This window comes from Streptomyces sp. NPDC085481, assembly GCF_044541845.1.
Taxonomy (GTDB): domain Bacteria; phylum Actinomycetota; class Actinomycetes; order Streptomycetales; family Streptomycetaceae; genus Streptomyces.
Genome location: NZ_JBITTJ010000010.1, coordinates 286,864 through 305,335 on the forward strand (window position 1 = coordinate 286,864; position 18,472 = coordinate 305,335).

The following is an 18,472-nucleotide window of genomic DNA, read 5'->3' on the forward strand; positions in this document are numbered from 1 at the left end:
ACCCCCGTCCCTCCCGGGCCGGGGGTACCGTCGTCTCCATGACCATCCGCGCGGTCCTGTGGGACATCGACGACACGCTCTTCGACTACTCCCGCGCCGACCTGCGGGGCATGCGCGACCACCTCACGACCGAGGGCCTGATCGACGGTTTCGACTCCGTGGACCAGGCCCTCGCCCGCTGGCAGGAGCTCACCGCGGCGCACTGGCGGCGCTTCGAGGCGGGCGGGGTGACCTTCGAGGAGCAGCGCAGGGACCGCGTACGGGACTTCCTCGGCCTGCCGCTGATGACGGACCCGGCCGCCGACGACTGGTTCGGGCGGTACCTGGCGCACTACGAGGCGGCCTGGGAGCTGTTCCCCGACGCCCTGCCCGTACTCGACCTGCTGGCGGGGGAGTACCGCCACGGGGTGCTCTCGAACTCCAGCATCCACAACCAGGACCGCAAGCTGCTCGTCCTCGGCGTACGGGACCGCTTCGAGGCCGTCCTGTGCGCGGCCGAGCTCGGGGTGGCCAAGCCGGCCGCCGAGGCCTTCCACGCGGCCTGCGAGGCCCTGGGGCTGCCGCCCGGGGAGGTGGCGTACGTCGGTGACCAGCCGGAGACGGACGCCCGGGGGGCCGTCGAGGCGGGGCTGCGCGGGGTCTGGCTGGACCGCTGGGACACCGGTGGTCGGCCCGGTCTCACCCGCATCACCGACCTCCACCAGCTCCCCGATGTGCTGCGCGGGGATACCCGTTTTGGAGCCCAGGACACCTTCAGGTAATGTTCTTCCTGCGCCGAGGGGAGCGGGCCGAAAGGCCGAAAGCCCCGGAAGCGCAAGCCGAGCAAAGTCCCTCCAAGGGGGGGATCGCGCCCCGGTGGCCTATGGTGTAATTGGCAGCACGACTGATTCTGGTTCAGTTAGTCTTGGTTCGAGTCCAGGTAGGCCAGCTCGCAGAGCTCATCTGCAACCGTGGATCAGATCCACAAAGCCCCCGTTGTGTAGCGGCCTAGCACGCTGCCCTCTCAAGGCAGTAGCGCCGGTTCGAATCCGGTCGGGGGTACAGATCCTTCCCGCGGGATCACTTGGGTAGCTCCCGGTGAACTCGATGCAGGATCGCTAGGGCCCCCGTTGTGTAGCGGCCTAGCACGCCGCCCTCTCAAGGCGGTAGCGCCGGTTCGAATCCGGTCGGGGGTACCAACTGGTCTAGACCACCAGTGGCCTATGGTGTAATTGGCAGCACGACTGATTCTGGTTCAGTTAGTCTTGGTTCGAGTCCAGGTAGGCCAGCGGATCTCTTTTGATCTTGCCCCCGTTGTGTAGCGGCCTAGCACGCCGCCCTCTCAAGGCGGTAGCGCCGGTTCGAATCCGGTCGGGGGTACGAACGAGGAAGCCCTTCCCTTCGGGGGAGGGCTTCTTCGCTGTTCCCGTCCGGCGACCGGCGGCGCGCACAACTCCGGCCCACCGCTGCGGCGTTGGAGCGGTGGGCCGGGGAACGTACAGGAGAAGAGGGAAGACGGTCAGCCGTTGCGGCGCAGGGCCTCGCTCAGGCGGGCGGCCGCGTCGATGACCGCCTGGGCGTGCATACGGCCCGGGTGGCGGGTCAGGCGCTCGATCGGGCCCGAGACCGACACGGCGGCCACCACGCGGTTCGAGGGGCCGCGTACGGGCGCGGAGACGGACGCCACGCCAGGCTCCCGCTCGCCGATCGACTGGGCCCAGCCACGGCGCCGTACGCCCGACAGGGCGGTGGCCGTGAAACGGGCGCCCTGAAGACCGCGGTGCAGCCGCTCGGGCTCCTCCCAGGCCATGAGGATCTGCGCGGACGAGCCGGCCTTCATGGTCAGCGTGGAGCCGACCGGGACGGTGTCCCGAAGTCCGGACAGCCGCTCGGCGGCCGCCACGCAGATGCGCATGTCGCCCTGGCGCCGGTAGAGCTGGGCGCTCTCCCCGGTCACGTCGCGCAGATGCGTCAGCACCGGCCCGGCGGTCGCGAGCAGGCGGTCCTCTCCGGCCGCGGCGGCCAGCTCGGCGAGCCGCGGTCCGAGGATGAACCGGCCCTGCATGTCGCGGGCCACCATCCGGTGGTGTTCCAAAGCCACGGCGAGTCGGTGTGCCGTGGGTCGTGCGAGTCCCGTGGCCGCGACCAGACCTGCGAGGGTGGCCGGACCGGACTCCAGGGCGCTCAGGACAAGGGCTGCCTTGTCGAGAACGCCTACGCCGCTAGAGTTGTCCATGAAACGATATTCGCGTCTCACTCTGTGAAACGCAAGTTCAATTTTCCCAGGAACTTGTCACTCTGGTGAGGCGGCCGCACAACGGCCCGCCAAACGGGTCTCTAGTGGTGCCGGCGCAGCCGCCGGCCGGAGGGAAAGCGATGGGTAGGACACTCGCGGAGAAGGTCTGGGACGACCATGTCGTCCGGCGCGCCGAAGGCGAGCCCGACCTCCTCTTCATCGATCTGCACCTGCTGCACGAGGTGACCAGCCCGCAGGCCTTCGACGGGCTCCGGCAGAACGGCCGGCAGGTGCGGCGCCTCGACCTCACCATCGCCACCGAGGACCACAACACCCCCACCCTCGACATCGACAAGCCGATCGCCGACCCGGTCTCCCGGGCCCAGCTGGAGACCCTGCGCAAGAACTGCGCCGAGTTCGGTGTCCGGCTGCACCCGCTGGGCGACGTCGAGCAGGGCGTCGTCCACGTCGTGGGACCGCAGCTGGGCCTGACCCAGCCGGGCACCACCGTGGTCTGCGGCGACTCGCACACCTCCACGCACGGCGCGTTCGGCGCGCTGGCGTTCGGCATCGGCACCAGCCAGGTCGAGCACGTCCTGGCCACCCAGACGCTGCCGCTGGCCCGCCCGAAGACCATGGCCATCACGGTCGACGGCGAGCTGCCCGCGGACGTCACCGCCAAGGACCTGATCCTGGCGATCATCGCGAAGATCGGCACCGGCGGCGGCCAGGGCTACGTCCTGGAGTACCGCGGCTCCGCCATCGAGAAGCTCTCGATGGAGGCCCGGATGACCATCTGCAACATGTCCATCGAGGCCGGCGCCCGTGCGGGCATGATCGCCCCCGACGAGACCACCTTCGCCTACCTCGAGGGCCGCGCCCACGCCCCCGAGGGCGAGGACTGGGACGCCGCCGTCGCGTACTGGAAGACGCTGAAGACGGACGAGGACGCGGTCTTCGACGCCGAGGTCGTCATCGACGCCGCCTCGCTGGCCCCGTTCGTCACCTGGGGCACCAACCCGGGCCAGGGTGCGCCGCTTTCGGCGAACGTCCCCGACCCGGCTTCGTACGAAGACGCTTCGGAGCGCCTGGCCGCCGAAAAGGCCCTGGAGTACATGGGGTTGACCGCCGGGCAGCCGCTGCGCGACATCAAGGTCGACACCGTCTTCGTAGGCTCCTGCACCAACGGCCGCATCGAGGACCTGCGCAACGCGGCCTCCCTGCTGGAGGGCCGCCAGGTCGCAGAGGGCGTGCGCATGCTGGTCGTCCCCGGCTCGGTCCGGGTCGCCCTGCAGGCCGTCGAGGAGGGCCTGGACAAGGTCTTCAAGGAGGCCGGCGCCGAATGGCGGCACGCGGGCTGCTCGATGTGTCTGGGCATGAACCCCGACCAACTGGCGCCCGGTGAGCGTTCCGCGTCCACCTCCAACCGCAACTTCGAGGGCCGGCAGGGGAAGGGTGGCCGCACCCACCTGGTCTCCCCCCAGGTGGCCGCCGCCACCGCCGTCCTCGGCCACCTGGCCTCCCCGGCCGATCTGTCCGACGTCGCCACCACCGCGGGGGTCTGAGGAACCATGGAAGCTTTCACCACGCACACCGGCCGCGCCGTTCCGCTGCGCCGCAGCAACGTCGACACCGACCAGATCATCCCGGCGCACTGGCTCAAGAAGGTCACCCGCGACGGCTTCGAGGACGGGCTGTTCGAGGCCTGGCGCAAGAGTGACGAGTTCGTCCTCAACCGCCCCGAGCGGCAGGGCGCCACGGTCCTGGTGGCGGGCCCCGACTTCGGCACCGGCTCCTCCCGGGAGCACGCCGTCTGGGCGCTGCAGAACTACGGCTTCAAGGCCGTGATCTCCTCCCGCTTCGCCGACATCTTCCGCGGCAACTCGCTGAAGAACGGCCTGCTGACCGTCGTCCTGCCGCAGGAGACCGTCGACGCGCTGTGGGAGCTGACCGAGGCCGACCCGACCGCCGAGGTCACCGTCGACCTGCGGGCCCGCAAGGTCGTCGCCCCCGGGATCGACGCCGACTTCGAGCTCGACGAGAACGCCCGCTGGCGGCTCCTGAACGGTCTGGACGACATCAGCCTCACCCTTCAGAACGAAGCGGACATCGCCGCCTACGAGGCCGCTCGACCGGCCTTCAAGCCCCGTACAATTAGCGTCTGAGCAGCGCTTTTCCAGTACTGCGCCCCCCACCCTCCGGTGGGGGGCGCAGTCGCTTGTTGAGACCCCGTCGGGCGACAACTCGCCCTAGATGGCACAATCGGTGCATGGAACGCGACAGCCAACTCGAGCTCTACGAGGCAGTCGCCGCCCGATTGAAGGAAGCGCACAGCAAAGTGCGCGCACTGCAAGTCCCGGAGGGCGTAAGGATGGCGCTGTCCCGGAAGCTGCTGGTCGTCACGGCCGCGGCGAAGCACGATCTCGCGGACGCGGCAACGCGTCTGGACCGGTTGATGAAGGACCTCGATGAGGGCCGATTCCCTGAAGACGACTGACACCAGGAACTCCGCAACAGGACTTCAGCGTTGCGGCACTAGGGTGATTAGACCGTTTCGTGTTTGATTTGCGGTATATACATGCCTAACGTGCGAAAAAGCTTGAACACTTTCGTTCTGGCAATGTCTCCGAAGGGGAAGACGTGAACAAGGCGCAGCTCGTAGAAGCGATTGCCGACAAGATGGGCGGTCGCCAGCAGGCCGCCGATGCCGTCGACCACGTGCTCGACGCCATCGTGCGTGCCGTGGTCAGCGGGGACCGGGTCTCGGTCACCGGCTTCGGCTCGTTCGAGAAGGTCGACCGTCCGGCCCGCTACGCCCGCAACCCGCAGACGGGTGAGCGCGTGCGGGTCAAGAAGACCTCCGTTCCGCGCTTCCGTGCGGGTCAGGGCTTCAAGGACCTGGTCAGCGGCTCGAAGAAGCTCCCCAAGGGTGGCGAGGTCGCCGTCAAGAAGGCCCCCAAGGGCAGCCTCATGGGCGGCGCCGCGTCCGCGACCGTGAAGAAGGCCGCCGCCAAGAAGGCCACCACGGCCAAGAAGGCCGCCGCGAAGAAGGCCACTCCGGCCAAGAAGACCGTGGCGAAGAAGGCCACTCCGGCCAAGAAGGCCACCACGGCCGCCAAGAAGGCCACGACCGCCGCCAAGAAGGCGACCCCGGCCAAGAAGACCACCACGGCCGCCAAGAAGACGACGGCCAAGAAGGCCGTCGCCAAGAAGACCGCGCCGGCGAAGAAGGCCACCGCGAAGAAGGCGCCCGCCAAGAAGACGACGGCGCGCAAGACCACCGCGAAGAAGACCGCCGCGAAGAAGTAAGGCGGCAGGTGCTCACACGCCGGGCCGGGCTCCCTGAAGGGGAGCCCGGCCCGCGGCGCGTCAGGGGGTGTGCAGGTGAGGGTGCCTAGAGCGTCTGCAGCGTCACCAGCGTGATCCGCAGGGCCGCACCCGCGCCCTCCGTCTCGATCCGCACCCGCTGCCCGGGACGCAGCAGCCGCAGCCCGCCCGCCTCGAAGGCCTCGGACCCGAACTCCACCGGGGTGCCGTCGTCGAGCAGCACACTGCCGCTGCGGGTGTCGGGATCGTACGTGTACGCGGTCGCCTGCATGCCCCGCAGCCTATCCGGCCGCCCGTACCCAGCGAGCCGCCGTCCGCGGACCCACACCCAGCTCCAGCGCGGCGGCCAGATCCTCCCCGGTGTCCACGTCCCGGCGCACGGAATCCACCCCCGCCAGCCGGATTTCCACCGCCCCCGAGGACAAATGCCGGAGTCGCGAAGCCCCTCCGAAAGCCGGTTCCAATTCCGCCCCCGGCCCAGCCGAGAGGAATGTCGTACCTATTTCGGCGGCATCCGCCAGAAAAGCCCGCGGAAATTGCCCTGCCACGGCCAGGACGCGTCGCAGCTCAGCGGGGCGCAGCGCCGGCAGATCCGCGTTCAGTGCCGCCACCCGCGCCCCCGGCCGCCCCGCCCGCACCGCACGCGCCCCGTGCGCGAGCGCCGCGTTGAGCCCGGCACCCGGTCCGTCGGACAGGACCCGCGCCCCCAGGGCCGCGAGCGCCGCCGAAGCCGCCGGATCGTCCGTGACGACCACCACATCCCGTACCGCCCCGCAGGCCAGCGCCGCCGCCACCGTGTCCTCGGCGAAAGCGAGCGCGAACCGGGGCCGCAGCCCCCCGCCCACCGCCGCGGCCAGCCTGCTCTTGGCCCGCGCCAGCGGCTTCAGAGGCACCACCAGGGACCAGCCCTCGTCCGCGTAGCTCTTCATCGGGGCCCATTGTGTCCCGCCCGCGCGAAGCGCCGGAGCCCCGGGGCGTACCGTGTCCTCGACAGACCAGGAGCGGGGAGTGACACTTGACCCCCTGCGAAACAGTCCCGGAGAAAGGTGTCCGAGTGCCCCGCCGCAGAATCGGCTTCTGGTACCGCCTGGCGGCGGTCATCGCCAAACCCCCACTGGTGGTTCTGTTCAAGCGGGACTGGCGCGGAACGGAACACATTCCGGCCGACGGCGGGTTCATCACGGCCGTCAACCACAACTCGTACCTGGACCCGCTGTCCTACGCGCACTACCAGTACAACACCGGCCGCGTCCCGCGCTTCCTCGCCAAGGCGGCCCTCTTCAAGGGCTCGTTCGTCGGCACCATGCTCCGCGGCACCGGCCAGATCCCGGTCTACCGCGAGACCACCAACGCCCTGGACGCCTTCCGGGCCGCCGTCGACGCCATCGAGCGCGGCGAGTGCGTCGCCTTCTACCCCGAGGGCACCCTCACCCGCGACCCCGAGATGTGGCCCATGGCCGGCAAGACCGGCGCCGCCCGCGTCGCCCTGCTCACCAGGGCCCCGGTCATCCCGGTCGCCCAGTGGGGCGCCAACCTCGCGATGCCGCCGTACGCCAAGGAGAACAAGCTCAACCTGTTCCCGCGCAAGACGCTGATCGTGCAGGCGGGCCCGCCCGTCGACCTGTCGCGCTTCTACGACCAGGAGCCGACGCCCGACGTGCTGCGCGAGGCGACCGAGGTCATCATGGCCTCGATCACCGCGCTCCTGGAGGACGTACGCGGCCAGAAGGCGCCGGCCGAGCCGTACGACCACCGCAAGGCCCGGCTGGAACAGCGGCGCAAGGCCGCCGGGGAAGGGACGAAGTGACCAAGGCCGCCGTCTTCGGCACCGGATCGTGGGGCACCGCCTTCGGCATGGTGCTCGCCGACGCGGGCTGCGAGGTGACCCTGTGGGGCCGCCGCGCCGAACTCGCCGAAGCGATCAACACCACCCGCACCAACCCCGACTACCTCCCCGGGATCGAACTCCCGGCGGCCGTCCGGGCCACCACGGACCCGGCCGAGGCCGCCCAGGGCGCCGAGTTCACCATCCTCGCCGTCCCCTCGCAGACCCTGCGCGGCAACCTCGCCGACTGGGCGCCCAAGCTGGCCCCCGACACCGTCCTCGTCTCGCTGATGAAGGGCATCGAACTCGGCACCGCCAAGCGCATGAGCGAGGTGATCCGCGAGGTCGCCGACGTCCCCGCCGACCGCGTCGCCGTCCTCACCGGCCCCAACCTGGCCCGTGAGATCGCCGCCAGGCAGCCCGCCGCCGCCGTCGTGGCCTGCGCGGACGAATCGGTTGCGCAGCGGCTCCAGACGGCCTGCATGACCCCGTACTTCCGCCCGTACACCAACACCGACGTCGTCGGCTGCGAACTCGGCGGAGCGGTCAAGAACGTCATCGGCCTCGCCGTCGGCATCGCCGACGGCATGGGCCTCGGGGACAACTCCAAGGCCACGCTCATCACCCGCGGCCTCGCCGAGACCACCCGCCTCGGCCTCGCCATGGGCGCCGACCCGCTCACCTTCTCCGGCCTCGCGGGCCTCGGCGACCTGGTCGCCACCTGCTCCTCGCCGCTCTCCCGGAACCACACCTTCGGCACCAACCTGGGCCGCGGCATGACCCTCCAGGAGACCATCGCGGCCACCAAGCAGACCGCCGAGGGCGTCAAGTCCTGCGAGTCGGTGCTCGATCTGGGCCGCCGGCACGGCGTCGACATGCCCATCACCGAGACCGTGGTCTCCATCGTCCACGAGGGCAAGCCGCCGATCGTCGCCCTCAAGGAGCTGATGTCGCGCAGCGCCAAGGCCGAGCGCCGCTGACACGCGAGGCGGGGCGCTCAGCCGTTCGGACGGCGCAGGGTACGCTCAACGCGATATGAGCGAGAACACCCAGAGCCCCCGCAAGCCGCGCGTGGCCGTCGTCTTCGGCGGACGCAGCTCCGAGCACGCCATCTCCGTCGTCACCGCCGGCGCGGTCCTCAGCGCCATCGACCGGGACAAGTACGACGTGCTGCCCATCGGGATCACCACCGACGGGCGCTGGGCGCTGACCGCCGACGCGCCGGAGCGGATGGCGATCGCCGACCGCGCCCTGCCGAACGTCACCGACCTCGCCGAGTCCGCGACCGGCGGCGTGGTCCTCTCCGTCGACCCCGCCAGCCGCGAGGTCGTCTACAACGAGCCCGGCTCCGTGCCGCAGGCCCTCGGCGAGGTCGACGTCGTCTTCCCGATGCTGCACGGCCCGTACGGCGAGGACGGCACCCTCCAGGGCCTCCTGGAGCTCTCCGGCGTCCCGTACGTCGGCGCCGGCGTCCTCGCCTCCGCCGTCGGCCAGGACAAGGAGTACATGAAGCGGGTCTTCGTCTCCTTCGGCCTGCCCGTCGGCCCGTACGTCGTGGTCCGCCCGCGCGAGTGGGAGCAGAACCCGGCCGCCGCCCGCAAGAAGATCGTGGAGTTCGCCGCCGACCACGGCTGGCCGCTCTTCGTGAAGCCCGCCCGCGGCGGCTCGTCCATGGGCATCACCAAGGTCGACGACCTCTCCGGCCTCGACGAGGCCGTCGAGGAGGCCCGCCGCCACGACCCGAAGGTCATCGTCGAGTCGCTGATCCGCGGCCGCGAGATCGAGTGCGGCGTCCTGGAGTTCGAGGACGGCCCGCGCGCCAGCGTGCCCGCCGAGATCCCGCCGGTCACCGATCACGACTTCTACGACTTCGAGGCCAAGTACATCGACTCGGCCTCCGGCATCGTGCCCGCGCCGATCGGCGACGAGGCCACCGCCGAGATCCAGCGCCTCGCCGTCGCCGCCTACGAGGCGGTCTCCTGCGAGGGCCTGGTGCGCGCCGACTTCTTCCTCACCGAGGACGGCGGGTTCGTCATCAACGAGATCAACACCATGCCCGGCTTCACGCCCATCTCCATGTACCCGCGGATGTGGCAGGAGAGCGGCGTGAGCTACCCGGAGCTCGTCGACCGGCTCATCCAGGCCGCGCTGAACCGCTCCACGGGCCTGCGCTAGAGGGACGCCCCTGGCGGCTCCCTAGAGGCTGGAGGGCACGGCCTTCTTCACGGGGGCGGCGAGACCCACGAGCGGGGCGACGTCGTGCGCGTACCGTTCGTCCAGCGTCACCTCGACGTACGCCTTGCGGTACGTCGTGGTGAAGCGGGGTCCGTCCCCCTCGCGCGGCTCGAACAGCCAGTTCACGCCGTCGGCGTCGACCCCCTGGGCCTGTGGATCGTTCATCTTTTCGGGCCTGGGGACGCCGCAGCGCAGTACGATCGCCGCATCCCCCCACGCGGCGGTCAGCTCGGAGTCCGGCTCGGTGCCGGTCCGCTCCAGACCCGCCACGGTGTCGGGCAGCTCCTTCGCGAGTGCCCGGCAGACGGCGGCCTCGGCCGCCTGAGGACGGGGAACCGGGACCGACGCCTTCGCGTCCGGAGAGGAACAGCCCGCGACGGCCACCAGCAGCACCACAGCTGCGGCGGCGGAAGCGGGCAGGCCGAAGGGCCGGTGGGAGGACATCACCGGCCAAGGGTAGACGGGGGCTAGATATGCACGACCGGGCAGGTGAGGGTGCGCGTGATGCCTTCCACTTGCTGGACCTTGGCGACCACCATGCGGCCCAGCGCGTCCACGGTCTCGGCCTCCGCACGGACGATCACGTCGTACGGACCGGTCACGTCCTCTGCCTGGATCACCCCCGTGATCTTGGCGATGGTCTCGGCGACGGTCGACGCCTTGCCCACCTCGGTCTGAATAAGGATGTACGCCTGTACCACGGAACCTCCAGGGCGGCCACGAGGATCTTGTGGGAGAAAGGGACGCCACGGTACCGCGTCGCCGCGGGCCGCGGGGAGACCTCCGCGCCCTCAGGCGCCCGCAGTGTGGCGTACGCACGTAAGAAGTTGACGGTCTACTTGACGGTATCCGGCACGGTGACGGCCCGCGACCCGCACGGCGCGAAGCAGCGGAGCGGCGCGGCGGCCGGCACGACGACACGAGGTGAGACGCGGTGAAGGGCACAGTCGGAGAGCTGGGCGAGTTCGGGCTCATCAGGGAGCTCACCTCCCGGCTCACCGCCACCCCGGCGGTACGGATCGGACCCGGCGACGACGCCGCGGTCGTCTCCGCGCCCGACCGGCGGGTGGTGGCCAGCACGGACATCCTGCTCGAAGGACGCCATTTCCGCCGCGACTGGTCGACGGCCTACGACGTCGGCCGCAAGGCCGCGGCCCAGAACCTCGCCGACATCGCCGCCATGGGCGCCGTCCCCACCGCACTCCTGCTCGGCCTGGTCGTCCCCGCCGAACTCCCCGTCACCTGGCCCACCGAGCTCATGGACGGCCTGCGCGACGAATGCCAGGTGGCCGGCGCCGCCGTGGTCGGCGGCGACGTCGTACGCGGCGACACGATCATGGTCTCCATCACCGCCCTCGGCGACCTGCGCAACCAGGACCCGGTCACCCGCGGCGGCGCCCAGCCCGGCGACGTCGTCGCCTACACCGGCTGGCTCGGCTGGTCCGCCGCCGGCTACGCGGTGCTCTCCCGCGGCTTCCGCTCCCCGCGCGCCTTCGTCGAGGCCCACCGCCGCCCGGAGCCCCCGTACCACGCGGGCCCCGCCGCCGCCGGACTCGGCGCCACCGCCATGTGCGACGTCAGCGACGGCCTGATCGCCGACCTCGGCCACATCGCCGAGGCCAGCAAGGTCCGCATCGACCTGCGCTCCGGCTCCATCGACATCCCCACCCAGATGAACGACATCGGCCAGGCCGTCGGCGTCGACCCGCTCCAGTGGGTGCTCACCGGCGGAGAGGACCACGCGATCGTCGCCACCTTCCCGCCGGACGTGAAGCTGCCCGCCCGCTGGAAGGTCATCGGCGAGGTCCTCAACCCCTCCGCGCTGCCCCAGGTGACCGTCGACGGCGCGCCCTGGCACAGCAAGGGCGGCTGGGACCACTTCGGGGAGGGCGAGTGACCCCGGGCCGGGACGAGCCGGTGGCCTCCCGTCCCCCCCTGGTGCTGACCGTCGCCGGATCGGACTCCGGCGGCGGCGCGGGCATCCAGGCCGACCTCAAGACGATGCTCGCCCTCGGCGTCCACGGCATGAGCGTGCTCACCGCCGTCACCGCCCAGAACTCCCTGGGCGTCCAGGGAGCCTGGGAGCTGCCCGAGGAGGCCGTACGCGCCCAGTACCGGGCCGTGGTGGACGACATCGGGGTCCAGGCGGTCAAGACCGGCATGCTGGCCTCAGCGGGGCTCGTGGAGACCGTGGCGGAGCTGCTGGCCTCCACCGGCGCCCCGGTTGTTGTGGACCCGGTCGGCGTCTCCAAGCACGGCGACCCGCTCCTCGCCGCCTCCGCCTTCGACGCCGTACGCGACAGGCTGCTGCCGACGGCGACGGTCGCGACCCCGAACCTGGACGAGGTGGCGCAGCTCACGGGCCTGGTCGTCGAGGACGAGACCGGGATGCGGCGGGCGGCCGACGCGATCCTGGCGTACGGGCCGCGCTGGGCGCTCATCAAGGGCGGGCACCTCGCGGGCGACGCGGTCGACCTGCTGACCGACGGCACCGTGGAGCACTGGCTGCGCGCCCCGCGGCACGACAACCGGCACACCCACGGCACGGGCTGCACGCTGGCCTCGGCGGTCGCGTCGGGGCTCGCGAAGGGGCTCGACGTGCCGGCGGCGGTGGGCGAGGCGAAGGCGTACGTGACGGGCGCGATCGCGGCCGGGTTCTCCCTGGGCGGGGGGATAGGCCCGGTGGACCACGGCTGGTCCTTCAGGCGCTGAGCCTGGCGCCGGGCCCGGTGCCGGGCATTTCTCCGGGCATGTCTCCGGGCATGGCAAAAGGCCGGTTCACCAAGGTGAACCGGCCTTTCAAGGCAACCGCAGGGGCTGCGCTACGACGAAACGTCGGCGTTAGCGCGAGACCTTGCCGGCCTTGATGCACGAGGTGCAGACGTTGAGCCGCTTCGGCGTCCGACCGACCACGGCACGCACACGCTGGATGTTCGGGTTCCAGCGACGAGACGTACGGCGGTGCGAGTGCGAAATGTTGTTGCCGAAGCCCGGCCCCTTGCCGCAGACGTCGCAGTTGGCAGCCACGGGTCACTCCAAAGACTTCAGATTTACAGTGAAACCGGCGCACCGGAATCGGATCAGGGATCTGAAGTGGCTTGCCGGGGAATGGCCCGACGAGTGCCGGGCAACCGAAGCAGCATACAACGACTGCTCCCGTGGAACGAAACTACCATGGTCCCGACGGCCCCCGCCCCGGGCCTCGGGCGATCACGGGTCTACCCTGCGGTGAACCCACCGCAGCGCACAGGAGGACCACCCGTTGCCGCGAGCTCCGCAGACCCTCGACGCCGAGGCGGTCCGATCCTGGTGCGCAGGGGCGCTGGAGGCGCTCGGCAGGGAGCGCGCGGAGATCGACGCGATCAACGTCTATCCCGTCGCGGACGGGGACACCGGCACCAACCTCTACCTGACCGTCGAGTCGGCCGCCAAGGCCGTCGACGCGGCCTTCGCCGACGGGACCTCCGATGTCGCCGAGGTCATACGGGCCATGGCCCATGGCGCGCTGCTCGGCGCCCGCGGCAACTCCGGGACGATCCTGTCGCAGCTGCTCCGCGGGATGGCCGCCGTCCTTGCCGAAGGACGTGACGGTGATCACCTCGCCCGCGCCCTCGGTGACGCGGCCGACGCGGCCCGGCAGGCCGTCGCCCACCCCGTCGAGGGCACCGTCCTGACCGTCGCGGGCGCGGCGGCCGAGGCCTGCGCGGGGGGCGGCGAACTCGTGACGGTGGCCACGGCGGCCTACGAGGGGGCCAGGACGGCCCTGGAGCGGACCCCCGGCCAACTGGACGTGCTGCGGCGCGCGGGGGTCGTGGACGCGGGCGGACGGGGCCTGGTGACGGTCCTGGGCGCGCTGGTGGAGACGCTCACGGGCGAGGCGCCCGTGCGGCCCGCCTCCCGCGCGGGCAGGCCGCTGCCCGACGCCGCCACCGCCTGCGCGGCCGAAGGCGGTCCCGGCCCCGCGTACGAGGTGATCTACCTCCTGGAGGCCGGCGACGCGGCCGTGGAGCGACTGCGGGCGCGCCTCGACGAGCTGGGGGAGTCCCTGGTGGTGGTCGGCGGCGACGGGCTGTGGAACGTGCACGTCCATGTCGACGACGCCGGGGCGGCCGTGGAGGCGGGCGTGGAGGCGGGACGCCCGTACCGGATCCGGATCACCCACTTCGAGGTGCGCGAACCGGCCCGGCGGGCGGTCGTCGCCGTCCTGCCCGGCGAGGGCCTGGCCGGCCTCTGCGCCGAGGCCGGCGCGACCACGCTGCTCGCCCGCCCGGGGCAGCCGCCGGCCGGCGAGGAGCTCGCGGACGCGATCCGGCGGGCGCACGCGCGGGAGGTCGTCCTGCTGCCCAACGACACGGAACTGCGCCACGTCGCCGCCGCGGCGGCGGAACAGGTGCGCGCGGAGGGCATCCGGGTCGCCCTGATCCCGACCCGCGCGGCGGTCCAGGGCATCGCGGCCCTCGCCGTCCACGAGCCCGACCGCCGCTTCGACGAGGACGTCGTCGCCATGACGGCGGCGGCCGGCGCGACCCGCTACGCCGAACTCGCCGTCGCCGAACGCCAGTCCTTCACCTCCGCCGGCGTCTGCCAGGCCGGCGACGTCCTGGGCCTCATCGAGGGCGACGTCGCCGTCATCGGCCACGACCTCACCACCACCGCCCGCACCGTCCTCGACCGCATGCTCTCCGCGGGCGGCGAACTCGTCACCCTCATCGTCGCCGCGGACACGCCGGCCGAGCTGGCCGAGACCCTGGAACGACACGTCCGCGCCACGTACTTGGCGGTGGACACGACGACGTACCACGCGGGCGAGGGGGCACCGCCGCTGCTGATCGGCGTGGAGTAGGCGGGCGACCGGGGGGCGGCCGGCCCGGCCGCGCTCCGGCCTCAGGCGCCCGCCTGCGCCAGGATCGACTCCGCCTCCGCCCGGCGCTCCGGGGAGCCCAGCTCCAGGACCTCGCGGGCCAGCGCCGCCGCGGCGGAGCCGTTCGCGAGGTCGAGGTGGAGCCAGGCGGTCACGAGGTCCGCGGCGAGCCGGGCGTCGAGGTGGGCGGGGCCGGCCTCGCGGTAGCAGGACGCGGCGCGTTCGGCGAAGGAGAGGACCTCCCGGAGGTCCGCGTCCTCCGCGCGGGCCAGCAGCTCGGCGGTCTGGCGGTACGTGTCCGCCCGCTCCGCCTGATCCGGTCCGCACGCCTCCGCCGCCGCCTCCATCAGCGTCCGGCCCCGCGCGCCGGGGCCCGCGATCCAGGCGCGTACGCGCAGGGTGCGGACGTACGCGGGCGCGTCGCCCAGGGACTGCCACAGCTCTCCGGCCCGCTCGTACGCGGCCGCCGCCTCCTCGTTCAGGTCGGCCCGCCACAGCGCCTGCGCCGCCAGGTTCGCCAGCATCGCGTGGTCGTGCTGCTCCGGCCACTCCTTGGCCAGCTCCGCGGCCTTCAGCCACTGCTCGGCCGCCGCCCGCGGCTCGTCCAGGGCGGCCAGGCAGTCACCGAGCCACCACAGCGTCTGGACCACCGTGCCGTCGCCGTGATCGTCCACGGACAGGTCCGGCAGCACCGCCTCCAGGATCGTCGCGGCCTCCTCGCGGCGGCCCTCGCGCAGCAGCCAGCCGCCCAGGAGATGGCGCGCGTACGCCCCGAGGCCCCGGCTCTCGCCCGCCTCGTCGGCCCAGTGCGCCGCCTCCAGGGCGTGTTCGGCCGCCTCCGAGAAGCGGTCCGTCGCGCCGAGGACCTCCGCGAGCCGCAGCCGCAGCCGCGCCTGCCCGCCGGCGGGCGCGTACGCCGTCCCGTGCTCCAGGGCCGCCCGCGCCGCCCGCTCGGCCGTCGCGAGGTCCCCGGTGTGCTGGGCCAGGCCCGCGAGCCGGGACTCGGGCTCCACCGCGTACCAGGGCAGCCCGGCCCCGTGGCAGAGCTCCGCCGACCGCTCGTAGCGCTCGGCCGCCCCCGCCAGGTCGCCGTCCTGCGCCGCCAGGTCGCCGAGCAGCCACTCGGCCTCGGCGACCCGGTCGGCGGCGTCCGGGGCGTCCGCGTGCGCGAGGACCGCCCCGGCCGCCTCGGCGGTCCGCAGCACCCGGGCCCGCAGCAGCAGTGCCCCTGACAGCTGGCGCGCCGTCGCGGCGCCGTCCGCGTGCAGCGTGCGCAGCCGGGCCACCGCCTCGTCGAGGCCGTCGGCCGCCTCGCGCACGTACGCGGCTCTGGCCCGCGCCGCCCACGCCTCACCGGGCGCGCCGGCCTCCTCGTACCGCTCGGCCGCCGTACGGAACAGCGCGGCCGTCTCCTCGGGGCCCGCCGCCCGGGACATCGCCCGGTGGTCGGTGACCTCGGCCAGGCCCAGCGCGTCGAGCTCGACGAGCCCGCCCTCTGCCGCCTTCGCGAGCTCCGCCCATGCCTCGTCGGCGTCCGGCCGCCGCTCCGCCGACATCCGCCGCGCCTCGGAGAGGAGGTCGCGGGGTGCCGCGAACGCCACGGGCGACGCCTCGGGCCGCGGCGCGGGAGCGGCCACCGCCCGTACCCCCAGCGGCAGCCGGTCGAGGAGCGGCTCGGCCGCCATCCGCTCGCGTACCTGCCGGCCGACCCGGTCCGTGCCGTTGCGCGCGTCGAAGCGGCGGGCCAGCTCCTCCGCCTGCGCCCGCGCGTGCCGCGCGAGTTCCGCCGCCGTCCAGTCCGTGCCCGCCGGGCCCGGCACCGGCTGCCCGCCGAGGCCGCGCGCCACCAGCCGGTCCATCAGGAGCGCCGTCACGGCCAGGTGGTCCAGCTCGCTGTCCGGGTCGCCGTGGTCGGTGAAGTACGCGGGGCGCTCGGCGAGCAGTTCCAGGGCCCGCGCCTCGTTGCCGGTCAGCGCGCAGAACTCGATGTGGTCCGCCAGCGCGCTGCGCATGCTCTCCATGGGCCGCACCAGGCGGTAGCCCCGCAGGTGGTTCGCCCGCGCCTGCTCGGCCCGGCCGAGCCGCAGCAGCGGCAGCAGCGAGGAGGCGAGCACCCCGTGCGGTTCGTGGGCGCAGGAGTGCTCGCCCTGGAGGACCGGCGCCCAGGCCGCGAGCGCCCCCTCGTCGTCGCCGAGCTCGGCCAGCCAATGGCCCTGCCCGTGCAGCTCGCAGGCGTGGCAGTCGGCCATCTCGTCCCGCTCGGCCGCCAGCCACGCCGTGTACGCGCGGGCCGCCCGCTCCCGGTCCCCGATGTGCCGGGCGACCCGGAACTCGCACTGCCGTACGGCCCGTTCGGAGTGGCCGGCCAGCCGGTAGCGGTGCTCCATCTCGCCCAGCCACTTCTCGACGGAGGCGAGCGGGATGTGCGGCTGGTCGAGCATGCCGCTGGAGACCCACTTGAACACCCAGTGCAGCGAGTGCGCCTCGTACGCGTCGAAGTCGGCCGGGTTCTCGTCCCACATCCGCAGCAGCCGCGAGAAGGGCACGAACATCTTCGCCTTCTCGGAGCTGTAGTTGTACACCTGCAGCTGGTGGCCGAGCGCCTCGATGACGGCGAGCGGCTCGCCGATCTGCTCCGCCTCCGCGAGCAGCCGTTCGGCGCGCGCGTTGCGCGCCGCGCCCTCGGGCTGGGCGTAGTTGTCCCGCATGGCCTCGCGCAGGGCCTGGAAGGTCAGGGTCATGCCTCGGTCCCCCTGCCGGTGCCGTGGGTCTTCTCGGTCGTCCATTCGAGCAGCCCGAGGAACGTCCGGTTGAGCAGGGCGTTGTCGGCGGGCCGCAGCGGCCGCTGGGCCATGAGGAGGGCCTGCCCGTAGAGCGCCTCGACGGCGGTGGCGGTCAGTTGCGGGTCGTCCAGGGCCGCGATGCGGCGTACCAGCGGGCTGTTGTGGTTGAGGACCAGGCGGGCGCGCGGGGCGGTGCCGCGCAGGGCGCCGAGGATCCCCGCCCACAGGTCGTCGGCCCGCTCCTCGGCCTCCGCGCGGGCCTGCTCGTGGCGCGCGGACCGGTCGTCGAGGTGCAGGGCGGGCACGGTCAGCGGGTGGAAGGAGCGCAGCGACACGTCGCAGTCGAGGGCGTCGAGGGTGGTCCGGGCGACGGACAGGAAGCCGGTGAGCGCGAGCTCCTGCGCCGGGTCGACGGCGTCGAGATGGGCGGTCACGGTGTCCGCGTCGAGCTCGGCGACGGACGTTCCCCGGCGCACCTCGGGCAGCCGCTCGACCAGGTCCGCGTCGTAGGTGTAGCCACCGTTGACGACACCGATGCCCTGGGCGGCGGCGATGGCGGCGACCTGGCGGAACTCCTCGACGGTGCGGGTGAAGTGGACGACGGGGTGGCGGCGGGCGAACGCGTCGAGGGAGAGCTGTCCGTCGGTGGTCTCGAAGGGCAGCCAGGGCAGCATCGCCGAGAGGATCTCGTCGTCGTGCCGGGCCAGCGACTTCACCCCCAGGTGGTGCACGGACAGGAACTGTCCGAGGCGCTCCGGCGACCCGGCGGCGAGATCGGTGAGCCAGCCGCGGATCGCGTCCCCGAGCGCGTCACGGACGCCCGCCAGGGTCTCGTCCTCGTAGAGGGACTCGCGGGAGGCGGTCGGGCGCAGGGTGTCGGTGTCCAGGACGCAGCGTACGAAGAAGGCCCAGTCGGGCAGCAGCCCGTCGGCCCTGTCCGTGAGCAGCATGCCCTTCAGGTGCACCCGGTGGCCGGCCCGCTGCGCCGGGCTGACCGCCGACGGCAGTACGTACGCCACACCCCGGATGCCGGCCAGCGGCAGATCGAGGTCGATCGAGTCGAGCGGCGCGAAACCGAACAGGCTCTGACAGTGCGTCGCGAGCGCCACCCTGCGCGCCGCCGGACTCGGATGGTCCCGGTTCCAGGGGGCGGGCAGGTCGGTGACGGGGTGGTCGCCGACGTGGATGTCGTAGGGCAGCAGGGAGCCGTAGTCGCGGGCGAGGGT

19 protein-coding genes and 5 tRNA genes are annotated in these 18,472 nt (G+C 72.4%); 16 read left to right on the plus strand and 8 right to left on the minus strand.

Features of this window, described 5'->3' with window-relative positions:
* The first annotated feature begins 38 nt into the window (after nucleotides 1-38).
* From ACIGEZ_RS22415 to ACIGEZ_RS22440, 6 genes are all read left to right on the plus strand, one after another.
* On the plus strand, nucleotides 39-761 hold the full coding sequence (locus ACIGEZ_RS22415) for an HAD family hydrolase (RefSeq protein WP_399833706.1): 723 nt from the start codon (nucleotides 39-41) through the stop codon (nucleotides 759-761).
* A 95-nt stretch (nucleotides 762-856) separates the two neighbouring features.
* A tRNA-Gln gene (locus tag ACIGEZ_RS22420) sits at nucleotides 857-928 on the plus strand.
* A 40-nt stretch (nucleotides 929-968) separates the two neighbouring features.
* Nucleotides 969-1,041: transfer RNA gene (locus ACIGEZ_RS22425), tRNA-Glu, on the plus strand.
* A 61-nt stretch (nucleotides 1,042-1,102) separates the two neighbouring features.
* Nucleotides 1,103-1,178 (plus strand) — tRNA-Glu (locus tag ACIGEZ_RS22430).
* Nucleotides 1,179-1,196: 18 nt separating this feature from the next.
* Nucleotides 1,197-1,268: transfer RNA gene (locus tag ACIGEZ_RS22435), tRNA-Gln, on the plus strand.
* An 18-nt stretch (nucleotides 1,269-1,286) separates the two neighbouring features.
* Nucleotides 1,287-1,359, plus strand: a tRNA-Glu gene (locus ACIGEZ_RS22440).
* Between the two features lie 139 nt (nucleotides 1,360-1,498).
* Here the strand turns inward: ACIGEZ_RS22440 and ndgR are convergent.
* Nucleotides 1,499-2,215, minus strand: a complete 717-nt coding sequence (ndgR, locus tag ACIGEZ_RS22445; protein ID WP_005311436.1) for an IclR family transcriptional regulator NdgR — start codon at nucleotides 2,213-2,215, stop codon at nucleotides 1,499-1,501.
* Between the two features lie 140 nt (nucleotides 2,216-2,355).
* Here ndgR and leuC point away from each other — a divergent pair, with 140 nt between their 5' ends.
* From leuC to ACIGEZ_RS22465, 4 genes are all read left to right on the plus strand, one after another.
* Nucleotides 2,356-3,780, plus strand: coding sequence for a 3-isopropylmalate dehydratase large subunit (gene leuC / locus ACIGEZ_RS22450; RefSeq protein ID WP_399833708.1), 1,425 nt, complete (start codon nucleotides 2,356-2,358; stop codon nucleotides 3,778-3,780).
* A 6-nt stretch (nucleotides 3,781-3,786) separates the two neighbouring features.
* The gene (gene leuD / locus ACIGEZ_RS22455; protein ID WP_399833710.1) at nucleotides 3,787-4,380 is read left to right on the plus strand and encodes a 3-isopropylmalate dehydratase small subunit; all 594 of its coding nucleotides are present in this window, start codon (nucleotides 3,787-3,789) and stop codon (nucleotides 4,378-4,380) included.
* Nucleotides 4,381-4,484: 104 nt separating this feature from the next.
* On the plus strand, nucleotides 4,485-4,712 hold the full coding sequence (locus ACIGEZ_RS22460) for a hypothetical protein (protein ID WP_399833713.1): 228 nt from the start codon (nucleotides 4,485-4,487) through the stop codon (nucleotides 4,710-4,712).
* Nucleotides 4,713-4,855: 143 nt separating this feature from the next.
* Nucleotides 4,856-5,524: an HU family DNA-binding protein gene (locus tag ACIGEZ_RS22465; RefSeq protein ID WP_399833715.1), complete on the plus strand. Its 669-nt coding sequence runs from the start codon at nucleotides 4,856-4,858 to the stop codon at nucleotides 5,522-5,524.
* A gap of 85 nt (nucleotides 5,525-5,609) precedes the next feature.
* Here ACIGEZ_RS22465 and ACIGEZ_RS22470 read toward each other — a convergent pair whose 3' ends face one another.
* Entirely contained in the window at nucleotides 5,610-5,813 is a 204-nt protein-coding gene (locus ACIGEZ_RS22470) for a hypothetical protein (RefSeq protein ID WP_399833717.1), read from the minus strand.
* Nucleotides 5,814-5,823: 10 nt separating this feature from the next.
* A complete protein-coding gene (cofC, locus tag ACIGEZ_RS22475; protein WP_399833719.1) occupies nucleotides 5,824-6,471 on the minus strand; it encodes a 2-phospho-L-lactate guanylyltransferase in 648 nt (215 codons plus the stop codon).
* 125 nt (nucleotides 6,472-6,596) lie between these two features.
* Here cofC and ACIGEZ_RS22480 point away from each other — a divergent pair, with 125 nt between their 5' ends.
* Genes ACIGEZ_RS22480 through ACIGEZ_RS22490 form a run of 3 tightly spaced genes read left to right on the plus strand, consistent with a single transcriptional unit; the run spans nucleotide 6,597 to nucleotide 9,542 of the window.
* Entirely contained in the window at nucleotides 6,597-7,349 is a 753-nt protein-coding gene (locus ACIGEZ_RS22480; RefSeq protein WP_399833721.1) for a lysophospholipid acyltransferase family protein, read from the plus strand.
* Entirely contained in the window at nucleotides 7,346-8,347 is a 1,002-nt protein-coding gene (locus ACIGEZ_RS22485; RefSeq protein WP_399833723.1) for an NAD(P)H-dependent glycerol-3-phosphate dehydrogenase, read from the plus strand. Before ACIGEZ_RS22480 ends, ACIGEZ_RS22485 begins: the two co-directional genes overlap by 4 nt.
* Nucleotides 8,348-8,402: 55 nt before the next feature.
* On the plus strand, nucleotides 8,403-9,542 hold the full coding sequence (locus tag ACIGEZ_RS22490; protein WP_399833725.1) for a D-alanine--D-alanine ligase family protein: 1,140 nt from the start codon (nucleotides 8,403-8,405) through the stop codon (nucleotides 9,540-9,542).
* 21 nt (nucleotides 9,543-9,563) lie between these two features.
* Here ACIGEZ_RS22490 and ACIGEZ_RS22495 read toward each other — a convergent pair whose 3' ends face one another.
* Together ACIGEZ_RS22495 and ACIGEZ_RS22500 are read right to left on the minus strand one after the other, a co-directional pair.
* The gene (locus ACIGEZ_RS22495) at nucleotides 9,564-10,046 is read right to left on the minus strand and encodes a DUF3515 domain-containing protein (protein ID WP_399833751.1); all 483 of its coding nucleotides are present in this window, start codon (nucleotides 10,044-10,046) and stop codon (nucleotides 9,564-9,566) included.
* A 23-nt stretch (nucleotides 10,047-10,069) separates the two neighbouring features.
* Complete coding sequence (locus ACIGEZ_RS22500) at nucleotides 10,070-10,303, minus strand: Lrp/AsnC ligand binding domain-containing protein (RefSeq protein ID WP_391107843.1); 234 nt, start codon at nucleotides 10,301-10,303, stop codon at nucleotides 10,070-10,072.
* 233 nt (nucleotides 10,304-10,536) lie between these two features.
* On the opposite strand from ACIGEZ_RS22500, the gene ACIGEZ_RS22505 reads away from it, so the two are divergent.
* Together ACIGEZ_RS22505 and thiD are read left to right on the plus strand one after the other, a co-directional pair.
* Entirely contained in the window at nucleotides 10,537-11,499 is a 963-nt protein-coding gene (locus tag ACIGEZ_RS22505) for a thiamine-phosphate kinase (RefSeq protein ID WP_399833727.1), read from the plus strand.
* A 20-nt stretch (nucleotides 11,500-11,519) separates the two neighbouring features.
* Entirely contained in the window at nucleotides 11,520-12,314 is a 795-nt protein-coding gene (thiD, locus tag ACIGEZ_RS22510) for a bifunctional hydroxymethylpyrimidine kinase/phosphomethylpyrimidine kinase (protein WP_399833729.1), read from the plus strand.
* 129 nt (nucleotides 12,315-12,443) lie between these two features.
* On the opposite strand, the gene rpmB is transcribed toward thiD, so the two are convergent.
* On the minus strand, nucleotides 12,444-12,629 hold the full coding sequence (gene rpmB, locus ACIGEZ_RS22515; protein WP_003957616.1) for a 50S ribosomal protein L28: 186 nt from the start codon (nucleotides 12,627-12,629) through the stop codon (nucleotides 12,444-12,446).
* A 235-nt stretch (nucleotides 12,630-12,864) separates the two neighbouring features.
* On the opposite strand from rpmB, the gene ACIGEZ_RS22520 reads away from it, so the two are divergent.
* Nucleotides 12,865-14,445: a DAK2 domain-containing protein gene (locus ACIGEZ_RS22520; protein ID WP_399833731.1), complete on the plus strand. Its 1,581-nt coding sequence runs from the start codon at nucleotides 12,865-12,867 to the stop codon at nucleotides 14,443-14,445.
* Between the two features lie 41 nt (nucleotides 14,446-14,486).
* On the opposite strand, the gene ACIGEZ_RS22525 is transcribed toward ACIGEZ_RS22520, so the two are convergent.
* Complete coding sequence (locus ACIGEZ_RS22525; RefSeq protein WP_399833733.1) at nucleotides 14,487-17,204, minus strand: tetratricopeptide repeat protein; 2,718 nt, start codon at nucleotides 17,202-17,204, stop codon at nucleotides 14,487-14,489.
* Nucleotides 17,201-18,472: HSP90 family protein (locus ACIGEZ_RS22530; RefSeq protein ID WP_399833735.1), on the minus strand; the 1,272-nt coding region annotated here is incomplete at its 5' end. The genes ACIGEZ_RS22525 and ACIGEZ_RS22530, both read right to left, overlap by 4 nt.

Bases quoted from the DNA above. Each gene is read 5' to 3' on its own strand.
- ACIGEZ_RS22415 (WP_399833706.1), top strand. From the start codon at position 39: ATGACCATCCGCGCGGTCCTGTGGGACATCGACGACACGCTCTTCGAC.
- ndgR (WP_005311436.1), bottom strand. From the start codon at position 2,215: ATGGACAACTCTAGCGGCGTAGGCGTTCTCGACAAGGCAGCCCTTGTC.
- leuC (WP_399833708.1), top strand. From the start codon at position 2,356: ATGGGTAGGACACTCGCGGAGAAGGTCTGGGACGACCATGTCGTCCGG.
- leuD (WP_399833710.1), top strand. From the start codon at position 3,787: ATGGAAGCTTTCACCACGCACACCGGCCGCGCCGTTCCGCTGCGCCGC.
- ACIGEZ_RS22460 (WP_399833713.1), top strand. From the start codon at position 4,485: ATGGAACGCGACAGCCAACTCGAGCTCTACGAGGCAGTCGCCGCCCGA.
- ACIGEZ_RS22470 (WP_399833717.1), bottom strand. From the start codon at position 5,813: ATGCAGGCGACCGCGTACACGTACGATCCCGACACCCGCAGCGGCAGT.
- cofC (WP_399833719.1), bottom strand. From the start codon at position 6,471: ATGAAGAGCTACGCGGACGAGGGCTGGTCCCTGGTGGTGCCTCTGAAG.
- ACIGEZ_RS22490 (WP_399833725.1), top strand. From the start codon at position 8,403: ATGAGCGAGAACACCCAGAGCCCCCGCAAGCCGCGCGTGGCCGTCGTC.
- ACIGEZ_RS22495 (WP_399833751.1), bottom strand. From the start codon at position 10,046: ATGTCCTCCCACCGGCCCTTCGGCCTGCCCGCTTCCGCCGCCGCAGCT.
- ACIGEZ_RS22525 (WP_399833733.1), bottom strand. From the start codon at position 17,204: ATGACCCTGACCTTCCAGGCCCTGCGCGAGGCCATGCGGGACAACTAC.